At 32.1% G+C, this 14,413-nt stretch carries 11 protein-coding genes; 2 read left to right on the top strand and 9 right to left on the bottom strand.

What is annotated here, in order from left to right:
• Positions 1–36 precede the first annotated feature (36 nt).
• Entirely contained in the window at positions 37–831 is a 795-nt protein-coding gene (locus RH81_RS07395) for a universal stress protein (RefSeq protein WP_033959419.1), read from the top strand.
• A 176-nt stretch (positions 832–1,007) separates the two neighbouring features.
• Here the strand turns inward: RH81_RS07395 and RH81_RS07390 are convergent, their stop codons facing one another.
• The 9 genes from RH81_RS07390 to RH81_RS07350 all read right to left on the bottom strand — a co-directional run bounded on the left by RH81_RS07390 (position 1,008) and on the right by RH81_RS07350 (position 13,374).
• Positions 1,008–1,853 (bottom strand): SDR family oxidoreductase, encoded by an 846-nt coding sequence (locus tag RH81_RS07390; protein ID WP_033959418.1) that lies wholly within the window; start codon positions 1,851–1,853, stop codon positions 1,008–1,010.
• A 42-nt stretch (positions 1,854–1,895) separates the two neighbouring features.
• A complete protein-coding gene (locus tag RH81_RS07385; protein WP_033959416.1) occupies positions 1,896–2,408 on the bottom strand; it encodes an anthrone oxygenase family protein in 513 nt (170 codons plus the stop codon).
• A 4-nt stretch (positions 2,409–2,412) separates the two neighbouring features.
• Positions 2,413–2,814 (bottom strand): DUF5367 family protein, encoded by a 402-nt coding sequence (locus RH81_RS07380; RefSeq protein WP_033959415.1) that lies wholly within the window; start codon positions 2,812–2,814, stop codon positions 2,413–2,415.
• A 91-nt stretch (positions 2,815–2,905) separates the two neighbouring features.
• On the bottom strand, positions 2,906–3,760 hold the full coding sequence (locus RH81_RS07375; protein ID WP_033959414.1) for a helix-turn-helix transcriptional regulator: 855 nt from the start codon (positions 3,758–3,760) through the stop codon (positions 2,906–2,908).
• Positions 3,761–3,803: 43 nt separating this feature from the next.
• A complete protein-coding gene (locus RH81_RS07370; RefSeq protein WP_033959413.1) occupies positions 3,804–4,643 on the bottom strand; it encodes an alpha/beta hydrolase family protein in 840 nt (279 codons plus the stop codon).
• A gap of 2 nt (positions 4,644–4,645) precedes the next feature.
• Positions 4,646–7,408: a PD-(D/E)XK nuclease family protein gene (locus tag RH81_RS07365; protein WP_033959412.1), complete on the bottom strand. Its 2,763-nt coding sequence runs from the start codon at positions 7,406–7,408 to the stop codon at positions 4,646–4,648.
• 70 nt (positions 7,409–7,478) lie between these two features.
• Entirely contained in the window at positions 7,479–8,840 is a 1,362-nt protein-coding gene (locus RH81_RS07360; RefSeq protein ID WP_033959411.1) for an OmpA family protein, read from the bottom strand.
• 133 nt (positions 8,841–8,973) lie between these two features.
• The gene (gene kbl / locus RH81_RS07355) at positions 8,974–10,167 is read right to left on the bottom strand and encodes a glycine C-acetyltransferase (protein WP_033959410.1); all 1,194 of its coding nucleotides are present in this window, start codon (positions 10,165–10,167) and stop codon (positions 8,974–8,976) included.
• 21 nt (positions 10,168–10,188) lie between these two features.
• Positions 10,189–13,374, bottom strand: coding sequence for a UvrD-helicase domain-containing protein (locus RH81_RS07350; protein ID WP_052172462.1), 3,186 nt, complete (start codon positions 13,372–13,374; stop codon positions 10,189–10,191).
• A gap of 79 nt (positions 13,375–13,453) precedes the next feature.
• Between RH81_RS07350 and RH81_RS07345 the strand changes: the two genes are divergently transcribed.
• Positions 13,454–14,062 (top strand): superoxide dismutase, encoded by a 609-nt coding sequence (locus RH81_RS07345; protein ID WP_033959409.1) that lies wholly within the window; start codon positions 13,454–13,456, stop codon positions 14,060–14,062.
• Positions 14,063–14,413: the final 351 nt, after the last annotated feature.

Here is a 14,413-nt window from a genome sequence, read left to right as displayed (position 1 = left end):
AAAAATTTACACAAAGTTACTTTTAAATATTTGATTATGAAGTCTATTTTAGTTCCAGTTGGTTCATCCAAAAACGCAGTAAGTCATTTACAATACGCAGTTGATTTTGCAAATGCTTTTGGCGCAAAATTATATGTTGTTCAAGTCTATAATGTAGAGACAAAGGCAGGTACGATGATGAAATTAGATGAAATGATAGAACGCGAAAGTTTAGGTTTTTTAAAGAGTCATATCGCTAAAGTTAATTCAAGGAATGTTGAAATTATTTTAAAAACATTTAAAGGCAAACTTGTAGATACATTGGAATCAGTTGGTGAAGACTTAAATGTAGATTTAATTATTTTAGAACCTAGAACGAATTCTATAAAGGATGAGGTGTATTTAGGAAAAACTTCAGGTAAGATCGTGAAGCAAACTAATATTCCAGCTTTAATTGTTCCTGAAGGTTATGCTTACAAACCTATTGTGAAAATTTTATTAGCTATGAAGTCGGCTATCATCAGAAAAGAAAACGCTTTAATTCCTTTAATGGAGATTAAAAACCAATATAAGGCAGTTTTAAATTTACTATTGGTTAAAACTCAATTCCATAATGAAGGTGATTTTAATGTTAGTGATGAATTGTCAAGTCATATAACAAATACGACTACTAGTGAAAACCCAACGACCTATCAAGGTGTCTTAGAGCATTATAAAGAAAACAATCCAGACTTACTTTGTGTTGTAAGACGTAAGCGAGGTTTCTTTGTAAAGAAATGGGAAAAGAACACGATTCTTAAAAAAGACTTTACGAGTAATTTACCTGTTTTAGTATTAAGAGGACTCAAGTAATTTGGGGATGATTTTTCATATCAAGTTAACTTGTTAATTTTCTTTTCTCTATCAGATCATCCATAACCTTTTGACAAAATAATTTTTCCTTTTTTGGCGACTAACACTCATCCTGAATGGCTATTGGTTGCAATATTATTTGCAATAAGCATTTGTTGGAAATAGAGCAATTGTAGTTAAACGCTCTCAACTTTTGAATTCCAAATTCCAGTTGCTGCTGTTTCTTTTATGTACTCTGAAAAATCCTTTGGTTTTCTTCCTAATACGTTTTCAATATCATTGGTGATTTCAGAATTATTAGGATTCCCTAGAACTTCCGAAAATAAATATTCAACTAGCCAAATAAAATTAGCAGGAACACCCTGTTGCTTCATTACCTTTGTGTAAGCTGGCAAGGCAATAGGAGTAAAGGCTATGTCTCTTCCGGTTACTTCAGAAATATCTTTAATAACGTCTTTAAAAGTCAAGACTCTTGGTCCAGTAAGTTGATATATTTTTCCGTTGTGTTCTTTGTTTATTAAGGCAACTACCGCAACATCAGCTATGTCATCCGTGTCAACATAAGGTACTTTCACATCTGCCTGTGGCAATGCAACAAATCCTTCAAGAATAGGTTCTAAAAAGAAACTTTCACTAAAGTTTTGATTGAACCAACTCGCTCTTACTATAGTATAGTCTAAACCAGAATGGATTACTACTTGTTCGCAAAGTTCAGCTTCACGCTCCCCCTTTCCTGATAAAAGCACTAGTTTTTTCACGCCACACCTCTTTGCTTGTTTTGTGAGTTCCTCTATTGCTTCTAATGCTCCTGGCACAGCTAAGTCAGGCTGAAATGTAATGTAAACTTTGTCCATTCCTTGCATGCTCTCAGACCATGTCTCAGAATTATCCCAATCAAAGGAAGGAGATGCTGATCGCGAACCGATTCTAACATTATGTCCAATTTCAATTAGCTTACGTGCTACTTTACGGCCAGTTTTTCCTGTTCCGCCAATGACTAAAATATTGCTTTTGTTTTTCATTTTTAATATGATTTATTATCTAGGTCATTTTGACCTTATTATTTATAGTTTCGATGTTATTTTAAAAGATTGGGTAAGGCTAAATAGTAGAAATAGAAATGATATAATAGATGTCGCAGTTCTAATTAAATGCAAGCGATTCCATTTTACTTCAAACACACTTCGATGTTGTTTTAATTCTTCTATACTTGACGAAGCCAAATCTGTTTTATCTAAAATCTCATTTAGTGGAACATTTCCGAAAATGGTAACTAATACAACTCCAAAAAAGTAGAAGGCTATAGCTAAGAACATTAACCAAATCATTGGATTCGAGGCATTTTTAAATAGATATAAATTAATGAGACCCAAGAAGAATGGACCAAAGAAAACAAGGATAAAAAGGGGGTTTAAAATGCTTCTATTCATCTGTTGGAATGCACTTAAATAACTCAAGTCATCTAACCTCCCAATTCCTGGTGTTATTGCATTAGACCATGTAAAACATAAGCCTGCAGATAAGCCTGTTAATAAGACAAGCGTAATAGTGACAATATGTTGAATTGAATATTCCATAGTACTATTGATTTAAAGTAGTGTGTTTGGAGAACACACGTACATACCAATATAAACTGGCTACAATTAGAAATTCAAAGGCAATGATCCAAAACCCTAGAGAGGTGAAAAAACTGTAGTGATTTCCTCCATTGGGCATTATAAAAAGTGGGACTGTTATGAGCGTATCTAATGCAACAGCAGTTAGTAGCATTGTTTGGCCCACTTTAAGACCATGGGTTTTGTTATCCTTTTTGTAATAGAAATAACAAGCAAGCCAAACTAATGGCATCACAACCACAAACAATACGATGTTCGATTGTGTATCTGCAGGTTCTAAAATGGGTACGTAATAAGAAAAAGAATAAAATAGTATCCCGATTACCCAAATGATGCTGCCGAGTAATATGGCGCGTTTAGTTTTCATGTCTTTATAAGTTTAAATTACAAGACAAAATTATGTTGAAGACAAAATAACGGCTTGTCTTAAAAGGATAAAGATTTGTTCGAAAAGTAGTTTACTTAATTTGGCTTGGTCTGTATCCAAACTTTTTTTCAAAGGCGTTTGAGAAGGAGCTCAAACTATCATAGCCAACATGCCATGCAGCTTCTTGAACCGTTGAATCTTGATTTCTAATCAATTTATGAGCCAAAGTAAGTCGCTCATTTTGGAGGTATTTGAAAACTGGGACTCCAAAGAATTCCTTGAAATCTTTTTTTAATTTAAAAGTATTTAAACCAATTTGTTTAGAGATTTCACTTAACGAAGGTGGATTGTCAATGTTTTTGAGCAAAATATCTTTAGCTTGATTTAATTTCTCGCGTTCAGGAGTCTTTATTTTTTCAGTTTTTAAACTTGCTATTTGTCCAAAAAAATGAGAGAGAAGTGTTGTTATCTGACTTCTAAAAAACATCATTTTGGTTTTACCTTCATACTGAATATTGAATAATGAATCTACAATGGTTTGCATTTCTGGAGTCATTATAAAACTTGGTCCTTCTACATAATGATCTTTAGGATTAACGAGTTGATTGAGCATTTCTCCAAATAACTCTCCTTCATGGTTTGGAAGTTGATGTATTGCATTTGCAGTAGTTGCTATTACAATGCATTCTAATGGTTTGGCAGCAGACACAGCATGTGTGAATTCTACCCTATCATCGGCATAAAATGAGAGCGCTAACCCTTTAGTGTGGTTAAATTCTTTTTGTTTGTCACCATATTTCACTGTTAAATCTACATTGCCTTCACCATAAAAAGCCACAGCAATTATTGGTTCATCAAAAAAGCATGAATCTGTTGTTGCTTCATCAACCTTAGCTTCTTCTACCAAAATGGTAAAATCATTTATATCAATAATATCTCTGTTCATACTTCTGTAGAATACATCTAGGTTCTTTAAAACTACAAATTATTTAAGTTATAAATTCAATGCTTTTTTCTACAACACTTTTTAAGTTTTCTGGAAGCTTATCTTTTCCCCAAGGATGAGATGCTCCAAAAACATGATTGCTGTCTTCGATTTTAAGTAGTTCACTTTTAGAATTCCACGAATTTAGAGAGTCTGCCTCCTTAATAGTAACAGAAGAATCTCCTTTTGCATGAATAATTAAAAATGGTATTTCTAGTTTTTTTACTGAGTGTTCAATATTAAGACGTTCTCTATTTATTTGAAAATCTTCATAAAATTGATAGAGATGAGGCATTTTTTGTTTTGTTCTACCATTTAAAACATACTTTACACCATTTTCTTGCCATTCAATTATCTCAATACTTGAGCCAAAACGAGAGCCATAATCACTTACGCTTGCCCAAGTGATAAGTTTTGTGATTCTTTGATCTTCTGAAGCTTTTATAATTGAAATTCCGCCACCTCTAGAATGCCCAATAAGCGTGATATTTGAGATGTCAATTTCGTTTTTATGTTTGAAGTTTTCAGAAAGAATAAGGTTGAGGATATCATCTAGGTCGATAAGCTCTTTTGTGTAGTTGTTCTCAGAAAAAGCTTTTAAATCAGGGAAATCTATAGGGTTATCTATAGTTCCTCCATTATGAGAAAAATTAAATTTCACAAAAAACAGATTCTGATTACTAAAAGTTTTTGCTACTAAATCCCAACTTCCCCAATCTTTAAACCCTTTATAACCGTGGCAAAAGATGACTATAGGTTTTTTTACACCATCAGATTTAAAATAGGCATCCCAAACAATAGGTTTGTTGTTTTTTCTGTGAAGTATCTGATTTTTTGTAATCATTGTTAAACTTCTTTTTCTACAAAATTAGTACTGGGATTACAGATTTCGAAGATGAGTTTTTTCAATTCTATTTCAAAAGCTATTAATGTTTCTTCTGTTATAGAATTGTCTTTAGTTCTTGTTCCTTGAGTTTCTTTTTTTCCAAATTTTATAAACCCTGAACCCAATTTTTTAAATGATACAATTCCGGCTTCAACAGGCAACTCTATCTTTTTCTGTTTATGCATCATATAGGCATACATTAATATTTGAAAACTTTTGCTATACTTATCATAATCTGTTGTAATGTCTTCCCAATTTACAATTTCGACTTTGTTTTGTTCAACGCGACCAGTTTTATAATCGATAATCCTTGTGACGCCATTATAACTATCTACACGATCTACTTTTCCAGTTAAATTAATGGGAAAACTTAAACCATCAATTTCCAATGATACGTCATTTTTCGTTTCAATAGCCAAGATTTTAATGGAATTCCCTTCTTTGATAGCCTTACTTTCAAGGCTTAAGAAATTTGATATATAGTGTTTAGCTATTTCATAAATTATAAGGTTTTTCCCTCTAGTAACATCACCTTGTTTGTATTCGGTTTTAAAATGATGTCCAACAATAGCGTCTATTTTTGACACCATTTTAGTAATTTCCTCGAGAGTTAAGATGTGACCTTCAAGAGGTTTATAAAAATCTTCAAGAGTGTTGTGAATTATAGTTCCTAAAGTATTTAAGGCAACACTTTCTTCTACATCTTCATATTGTTTTATTCCTAGTATTTTTTCATAGTAGAATGCTATAGGATTTCTAATGTAGTTTGTAAGTGATGATGGTGAAAACCCTGATTTAGAATATCGTTTAAGCCCTTCAATAACATCTGATGATTTTGAAACCTCAATAAGATTTTGTTCAGTTATTGGAACTTTTGGGGTGACTACTACATGTGTAATGTCATGAGTTTTTTCAATCTCTAATTGTGTTATAAAGCGGCTTTTTTCACCTCCATTTAAAACGTCAGGTTCAGTATTATAAATGATGTGTATGTTTTCAGCACGTTGCAGCAATCTATAAAAATGGTAAGTGTATACTGCATCTTTTTCTTTATAGGTTGGCATGTTGTTTTCAAGCTTTACATCAAACGGAATAAAGGAGTTGTTACTTTTACCTGCTGGCAGAACACCTTCGTTAACTGAAGTAATAATAACCGTTTCAAAGTCTAGAACTCTAGACTCTAGCATTCCCATTATTTGAAGACCTTTAAGAGGCTCTCCCTTAAAGTCTAAAGTCTCACTCTTCAAAAGCTCTTTATAAAGCCCGAAAAGAACAGAGATGCTATTTATATATGAATACGTGTTGTTTAAATTATTCAGTTCATTAAAAATGACATTAAATCGATATAAGTATTCTAATGCTAATAAATTATCATGCTTATTCTGATCTAATGAATCTTTTATTTCTAAAATGAGCTGTGTACATTTTTTTAAAGCATTTTCTGAATTGTTTTGCCATGAGCCAAATAGTAATTCTAGAATTTCAGACTTAGTACTACCAAGTGTTTTTAACTTATCGATTGAAATATAACTAATGTTATTTTGTTGGATTTCATAAATAATTTTATCTGAAACATTACTGTTTTCAATATTGAAAAGTGGTTTTACAAACTGATTTGATAAAATAGAAATGACATCCTTATGGTAAAGTGTTGGACTATCTGATTTGTGTAACTTGAAAAGACTCTCAAATAATGAAGCCATTGGAATGGTGCCTAACGGAAGACCCATTGTAATATTTATAGGCCCTATGTCTTTAGGAATAGAATTTAATAACGGAATGAGTAAAGACTCATCTCCTAAAACAATTGCAGTATGCTCTAAGGATTCGTTCTTGTCTTTTAATTTTGATAACAGTTCACCTACATATTTTATTTGACCAATGTTTTTTGGAGTACCTATGCATTTTATTTTTTTATCGGTAGTATAATAATCCGAGAACCAATTAAAATCTTCTTTATTAAAGTAATGCCACTGTGCCTTGTGTGCTCTTATAAATAAACCTGCATCATGAATTTGATCCTTTACAAAGCTATCATCTATATCCCAATATATATGAGCTATATTTTGTTGCAGAAGTTCTTGAATGATTATTTCTTCTGCTTTATTAAGTGCATTAAAGCCAACAAACACATAAGTTTCATTTTTTTGGGAGGCTATAAACTGTTCGAGGTTTTCAATAGCTTCTTTGTAAACAAGGCCTTGATAACCTTTTTTACTACTAATCAATTGATTGTTTAGTTCAGAATAATATAGTTTTAAACGATTCCAGAAGGAGAGATAATTTTTTACATATGATGTTTGATCTTCATCCAGAGACCAATGCTGATGCTCTACTTCTTTTATAGCATTTAGATAGTCAAAGATTTGATTAGGAGGAACAAGATAACGATCAATTTCATTAAAATCTTGAAGAAGTATTTGGGCCCATTTTGAAAACGTATCAAATGGTTCGATGAGATCTTTTGGTGTGTGTGTCAAATAAACTTTATAAAACTCAAAAAGAAGCTCAGTGTTGTTGGCGTATTTAAGATCAGAAAGTGTTTCAACAAATTCTTCAATAGATAGAATTTTGGGAGCAAAAATTGTTTTGTTAAGATGTTTAGAAATGCTGTGCTTAAGAAATACTCCTGCTCTTTTACTTGGTAAAATGAATGTTAATTGCGAAAATTCTGCATTCTTTTTTTGAAGGTCAACAATAACATCATTTAAAAAACTTACCATAGTATAAAAATAAAAAACGCTCCGAATTTCGGAGCGTTTTTTAAAACTTATTTGTAATGTTTGATAAAACTTATTTTATAAGTTTTACTTCAACACGTCTGTTATTTGCTTTACCAGCTCTAGTTTTGTTTGAATCGATTGGGTAATCTTCTCCAAAACCTTTAGAAGTTAATCTATCAGCAGCAATACCATTAGAGATTAAGTAATCTCTAACTGCACTAGCTCTTCTTTCAGATAATAACTGGTTAGATGTTTTTGCACCATCACTATCAGTATGACCTTCTATAGAGAAGTTAGCCTTTGGATATTCTTTAAATATCACTGTCATAGCTTGTAATACTTTATCAGTTTCAGCTTTGAAAGTTGACTTACCTGAATTGAATAAGACATCTCTTGCGTAAGTATTTAAAGCGCTCACAACTTCTGCAGTAGGGTGAATTTCTGGACAACCATTATTAGCTACTGTACCAACTTCGCTAGGACATTTATCATCTTTATCTAAAACACCATCACCATCAGTATCAGCCCAAGGACATCCTTTGTTAGCAGATGGACCAGCTTCGTTAGGACAATCATCAGCATTATCAGCTACACCATCATTATCAGCATCTGGACAACCGTTAAGAGCTGCAAGACCTGCGACAGTAGGACAATCATCATTTTTATCAGCTACACCATCACCATCAGAATCAGGACAACCATTAAATTCAGCTAAACCAGCTTCGTTAGGACAATCATCTTTAGAATCTTCGATACCATCATTGTCAGAATCTGGACAACCATTGAAGGCTTCTAAACCAGGAACATCTGGACAAGCATCGTTTTTGTCATAGATACCATCAGAATCAGTGTCTTTTCCACCAAATTTAACTGATATACCTAATGAATGTTGAAAATGATCTTGTAAGTAATCTTCGAAAGAAGACTTATAAGAAGACTGAGCAGTTAAAGCTAAGTTATCACTAAACCAATAGTTAATACCTACTGTACCATTAAAAGTACCTGCTCCAATTTCATCAATCCAAGTATAACCACCACCAACACCTAAGAAAGGGTCAACGCTATTAGACTTTAAAAGTTTCATGAAACCATAAGAAATTGTACCATCTAATGCATAGTATGATAAGTCATTTACTTTAGTATCACCAAATTTTGAGATTTCGTTAATAGAACCTGCTGCTGTAATGCTAAAACCTTCGCTTAAGTATCTAGAAACAGATACTGTTGACAAAGATGGAAGGATATTCCAATGGTCATCTAAGTTAAAAAATTCGTCAAGGAAGTCACCTCTTGGAGCATCTTCTCCAACTGGATACATGTCAACTGCGTTTACACCAATGTGAATTTTCCAAGGGTTGTTTTCATCCTGTGCATTAGCGCTGAAGCTTAAAGCAAGCAACAAAACGAAAAATAATCTGCTAAGATTTTTCATATTCTAATAATTTTAATTTTAAGTGTTATAAGTGTTAATTCTAAGCAAAAGTAAGTTGTTAAATTTTATTAACAAAGACAAATATATAAAAATATTGATTAGTTCTATTAAATTTAGGGAGTTTGGAGTGATTTTAAATAATATTTAGTTGTTTTCCTACTTTAATAAAGGCTTCGATAGCTTTGTCTAAATGAGCTTTTTTGTGGGCTGCAGACAACTGAACACGTATCCTTGCTTTTTCTTTTGGAACGACTGGAAAGAAGAATCCAATTACGTAAATTCCTTCATCTAATAACATTTTTGCCATGGTTTGAGAGAGCTTTGCATCGTAAAGCATTACAGGTACAATAGCCGAATCTCCATCTATGACATCAAAACCAGCGTCCTTAATACCTTTTTTGAAGTAATTTGTATTTTCTTCTAAAGTGTCTCTAAGTGAAGTGTCGTTAGAAAGCATATCAAATACTTTGATAGAAGCACCTACAATTGCAGGAGCTAAAGAATTGGAAAACAAATAAGGTCTTGAGCGTTGTCTTAACATTTCAATTATTTCTTTCTTACCTGTTGTATAACCTCCCATGGCTCCACCAAGCGCTTTACCTAAAGTTCCAGTAATAATATCGATACGTCCCATTACACCTTTTTCTTCAAGTGTACCTCGACCAGTTTCACCAATAAAACCAGTAGCATGACATTCGTCAATCATAACCATAGCATCATACTTATCTGCTAATTCACTAATTTGATCTAAAGGAGCTACTAAGCCGTCCATAGAGAATACGCCATCGGTTACAATAATTTTAAAACGCGCACCATTTTCATTAGCTGCAATAAGTTGTTGCTCCAGATCGCTCATATCGTTATTCTTATAACGATACCTAGCTGCTTTACACAAGCGCACACCATCTATAATAGATGCGTGGTTTAATGAATCTGAAATTATAGCATCTTCTTTTCCTAATAAAGGTTCGAAAACGCCTCCATTAGCATCAAAGGCAGCAGCATATAATATAGTATCTTCTGTACCATAAAATTCTGCAATCTTAGCCTCTAAGGTTTTGTGAATATCTTGAGTACCACAAATAAATCGAACCGATGACATTCCAAAGCCATGAGTATCCATAACATCTTTAGCTGCTTGTATAACATCTGGATGTGACGAAAGTCCTAAATAGTTATTGGCACAAAAGTTTAATACTTTTTGACCTGTGTTTAATGTAATCTCAGCGCCTTGAGCTGAAGTGATAATGCGTTCTTCTTTAAAAAGCCCATCATCTTTTATGTTTTGTAATTCAGTTTGTAAATGTTCTTGGATTTTTCCGTACATGTTTGCTAATTTTTTACAAATTTAAAATTCTTTTACAGTTATTTCATCATTAATATATATGAGAACCTTTTTAATGACTTTAAAGTTCATTTCTTCTAAAACCAATTGGTAATCGTAAAGTTGCTCTTGGTGTTTGGAATTGGTTTGACCTGTTTTGTAATCGATAATAACAGCTTCATTTTCAGTATTTATAACAACTCGATCTGGCCTAAGAAGAGATCCTCTTTTAGTAATAATATCTTGTTCATTATATATGGTAAGATCAGAATTAAAATAAGATTGTAATTGACTGTGATTAATAATATCATAAACCGTTATTTTTAGTTTATCATGTTGTAACGTATTTATTTTGCCTAAACTTTCAAAATCTGTTAAAACATACTCAACATCTTCAATCGTTTTAATTTCAGCCATGATATCATGAATCAAGTTTCCTTTTTCCTTGGCTTTCTCTTGAAGTGTATCCCATAAATATCCCGAACTTGTTACGATATTTAAATTGTGTTCTTCTTTAGCTGTTGAAATAAATTCACCTTGATATGTGGTATTATGTAAAATTGGTTTTTCTTCGGAAGTCTTTGTTGGATTCCCAAAGCTGTAACTAAATCTGTCATCTTCCCAGTGATTAATTGACTTTAAATAATTAATAAATAAGCCTGAGTAGTTCTTTAGTTTTTCAGTTTGAGTTTTTTTATCCACATCAAATTCTGAGATGATATACAATTGTTCTATTGCTCTTGTAAGAACTACATAGAGTAAATTAATGCTATCTAATTCAAGTTCTGATTGGTATTCATTATATATGGTGTTGCTAACTTCATTATAATCTTCGAAGTCTTTGTTAAGATTCAGATACAAATTAGAAAATCCATTAAAATTATCTTTATCGACAGGAAACCAAACTTTTGGATTTAAATCAAAATAAATACCTTGATTAGCATAAGGAAAAATAACTACCGGAAACTCTAAACCTTTCGACTTATGAATTGTCATAATCTGAACTGCATTTTCACCTTGAGGCGAAACAATACTTAAAGTGTCCTTTTTCCTATTCCAATAATCCAAAAACCCAGAAAGACTTGTGTTATACTTTTGAGAATAGTCTAAAACTTCATCCAAGAAAAACTGAATGTAAGCATTTGACGAAGTATTAAGTTTGAATTGTCTAACAATACTTTCAATAGCTTCGTAAATAGGTAACTGTAAAAATCTAGTAAAATCAAATTCGTAACCAAAATCTTTGAGCGCATCAAATAAGGTGAAAATATCATTGTGAATTAATTGACTAAAAAACTCATGTTTATCATTTAGTGTCAATTGATGTTCTGCCAAATAACTTAAGACTTCCATCTTAACTTCATCGTTATTTGGTTGTATTACTAAGGTTAAAATATTGGCAATAAAATTAACTTCAGGAGAATTTTTAAGCATTAAAGTTTCTGAAGATATTATTGAATAATTTTTTCCGCTTAAATATTCTGCAATAGCAATACCTTCTTTTTTTCTCCTAACAATAATGCAAATATCTTTAAGTAAAAAGCCGTTTAACTCTGCTTTCTTAATGCTATTTAAGACGGCTTCGCAATACACTTCATTCTTGTCTTCATTATCTATATTCAAGAAGGATAGATCCACATAACCTTCATTTTCAAATATCAATTCTTGATGTGCATTTTCATAAATATGTTGATGCTGCGGATTAGAAAATGCGAATTCAGAAATATGATTAAAAAAAGTATTGTTGAATTCTACGATACTTTTAAAGCTTCTATAATTAGAGGGTAAATTTCTAACCGTTTTATCTATATGAAACGGATTTCCTTCAGAGTATAAATCAATAAATTGTTCAGCACGTCCACCTCGCCACCTATAAATAGCTTGCTTTGCATCTCCAACCAACATAGCTGTTCCTGTTTCGCCTTTTAAACTTTGACCAGTAATAGCACTATCAACTAACGGAATTAAGTTTTCCCATTGTAAAACTGAAGTATCTTGAAATTCATCAATAAAATAATGTTTAAACTTTTCACCAATTCGCTCATATATAAAAGGAGTAGGTTGTTCTTTAATTTCTTTATTGATGATCGCATTAAACTCAGAAATTAATAATAGGTTGTCTTCTTCTTTTAGTTCGTCTAGTGTTTTTTTAATGGCGCCTAAAACCGATAGAGGCGTAATATTGTTTAGTGCATTTTTCAGAAATTTAATTTGAAAGACAGCTTTTTTCGTTTTTAGAAACGCATCTGTTAATTGTTGTCGTATGCTTTCAATAGAATTACCAACGTCATCTGAAGCTTTTTTAGGATAAATTGGCAACCCTTCTACTAGGTCTTTTTGCCATTTAGTTGAAAACGATACTTTGAAATTTCCATCAGCTAGTTTAATGAAATGCTTTGGCAAATAACTACTTGAAAAATCATCATGAGCCAGATTAGACTGACTTATTAATTCAAGAATAGTTTCAGCGACTTCTGAAACCTGCTCAATTGCATTTTTGTGTTGCTTTTGCAAATTTGCTTTTAGAGCCCTAAAGTCTTTAAGGGTTTTGTCTTTGAGCTGATCGATATACGCAATTTCATTTTCATTAATTAATAATTCTGCAATTGAATTAAAGTCATATGAAATGTCCCAACTTCTATCGTCATCAGTTTTCTCTATAGCAAAATCAACTAACACTTTTGTTAACTCATTATCGCTTCCTGCCTTATCAATAAGTTTGTCGACAGCCTTTCCTAACATCGTTTTTGTGTCAAGTTCAACTTCAAAATTAACTGGAAGTTTTAAGTCATGAGCAAATGTACGAATGAGCTTATGATTGAACTTATCAATAGTAGAAATGTCAAATGCAGCATAATTATGAACCATGGTATGCAAGAGGATTTTAGACCTTTCATGAAGTGCTTTTGGTTCTAGATTCAAATCTTTTGCAATAGTTTCAAACATACTGTTTGAGCTTTCAAAAATAGATTCGTTAGAAAACGATTTTAGTGTTTCTATAATTCGCTCCTTCATTTCTCCAACGGCTTTGTTAGTGAAGGTGAGTGCCAAAATATTCTTGAAAGTTAATAGACTATTTGATGTAAAGAGAATCTTTAAATAGTCTTGAACCAAGGTATAGGTTTTTCCGCTTCCAGCGGATGCGTTGTAAATTGTAAATGGTGATTGCTTTTGCACGCTTAAAATTATAAAAACTATCAATGAGTTCATAGCTATTTAATATTTTTAATTGCGCTGTATTATATGTAAATTTGGTATCATTACATATTAACATATAAAACATAATATTATGGCTTTCGAATTACCGAAATTAAAATACGCATACGACGCTTTAGAACCTCATATTGATGCTCGTACAATGGAAATTCATCACTCTAAACATCATAATGGTTACACTTCTAAACTTAATGCCGCTATTGCAGGTACAGAATTAGAAGGGAAATCTATTGGAGATATTTTAACAAATCTTGACATGAATAATGCTGGTGTTAGAAATAATGGAGGAGGTTTTTATAACCATTCATTGTTTTGGGAAGTAATGAATCCAGAAGATCGAGGTTATTTATCTGGTGATTTAAAAGATGCTATCGACGCAGAATTTGGATCTAAAGATGCTTTTGTTGAAGCTTTTAGTAAGGCTGCAGCAACACAGTTTGGATCAGGTTGGGCATGGTTATGTGTTCATAAAGGAGGAAAGGTTGAAGTATGTTCAACACCAAATCAGGATAACCCGTTAATGCCTGGTGTTACTTGTGGAGGAACACCAATTTTAGGATTAGATGTTTGGGAGCACGCGTACTATTTAAATTATCAAAATAGACGACCAGATTATATTGAAGCCTTTTTTAAAGTTGTTAACTGGAATGAAGTTGAAAGACGTTACGCAGAAGCAAAGTAATATCTCTAAATATAAATTGAAGGAAAGCAGACTCTATTGGGTTTGCTTTTTTTGTGCTTTAGAAATAGAAAAGGATTTAGTTTTGATATGGACTAAAAATGAAAAAGGTGAACTTACGTTCACCTTTTTGCCCCAAATCTACCATAAACTTAACCTACTTATGTTATGGTGAAACAAATATAACTGGACTTTTTTCTAATTGTTAAATTTATTAGACTAACGACGAATAAATTGGCTTAAACGGGGAAAACGGCATCATTAGTAGCAATAAAGAAATGCTTTAATTGATTGTATAAAGAAATTGAGAAACAAGTCGTTATATAATTATTAACCTATGTTAATAAAAAAAGG

This window comes from Psychroserpens jangbogonensis, assembly GCF_000797465.1.
GTDB lineage: Bacteria > Bacteroidota > Bacteroidia > Flavobacteriales > Flavobacteriaceae > Psychroserpens > Psychroserpens jangbogonensis.
This window is presented reverse-complemented; position numbering and strand designations above follow the sequence as displayed.

What these genes read in the sequence shown, in the direction of transcription:
- RH81_RS07395 (WP_033959419.1), top strand. Translation starts at nt 37, where the DNA reads ATGAAGTCTATTTTAGTTCCAGTTGGTTCATCCAAAAACGCAGTAAGT.
- RH81_RS07390 (WP_033959418.1), bottom strand. Translation starts at nt 1,853, where the DNA reads ATGAAAAACAAAAGCAATATTTTAGTCATTGGCGGAACAGGAAAAACT.
- RH81_RS07385 (WP_033959416.1), bottom strand. Translation starts at nt 2,408, where the DNA reads ATGGAATATTCAATTCAACATATTGTCACTATTACGCTTGTCTTATTA.
- RH81_RS07380 (WP_033959415.1), bottom strand. Translation starts at nt 2,814, where the DNA reads ATGAAAACTAAACGCGCCATATTACTCGGCAGCATCATTTGGGTAATC.
- RH81_RS07375 (WP_033959414.1), bottom strand. Translation starts at nt 3,760, where the DNA reads ATGAACAGAGATATTATTGATATAAATGATTTTACCATTTTGGTAGAA.
- RH81_RS07370 (WP_033959413.1), bottom strand. Translation starts at nt 4,643, where the DNA reads ATGATTACAAAAAATCAGATACTTCACAGAAAAAACAACAAACCTATT.
- RH81_RS07365 (WP_033959412.1), bottom strand. Translation starts at nt 7,408, where the DNA reads ATGGTAAGTTTTTTAAATGATGTTATTGTTGACCTTCAAAAAAAGAAT.
- RH81_RS07360 (WP_033959411.1), bottom strand. Translation starts at nt 8,840, where the DNA reads ATGAAAAATCTTAGCAGATTATTTTTCGTTTTGTTGCTTGCTTTAAGC.
- kbl (WP_033959410.1), bottom strand. Translation starts at nt 10,167, where the DNA reads ATGTACGGAAAAATCCAAGAACATTTACAAACTGAATTACAAAACATA.
- RH81_RS07350 (WP_052172462.1), bottom strand. Translation starts at nt 13,374, where the DNA reads ATGAACTCATTGATAGTTTTTATAATTTTAAGCGTGCAAAAGCAATCA.
- RH81_RS07345 (WP_033959409.1), top strand. Translation starts at nt 13,454, where the DNA reads ATGGCTTTCGAATTACCGAAATTAAAATACGCATACGACGCTTTAGAA.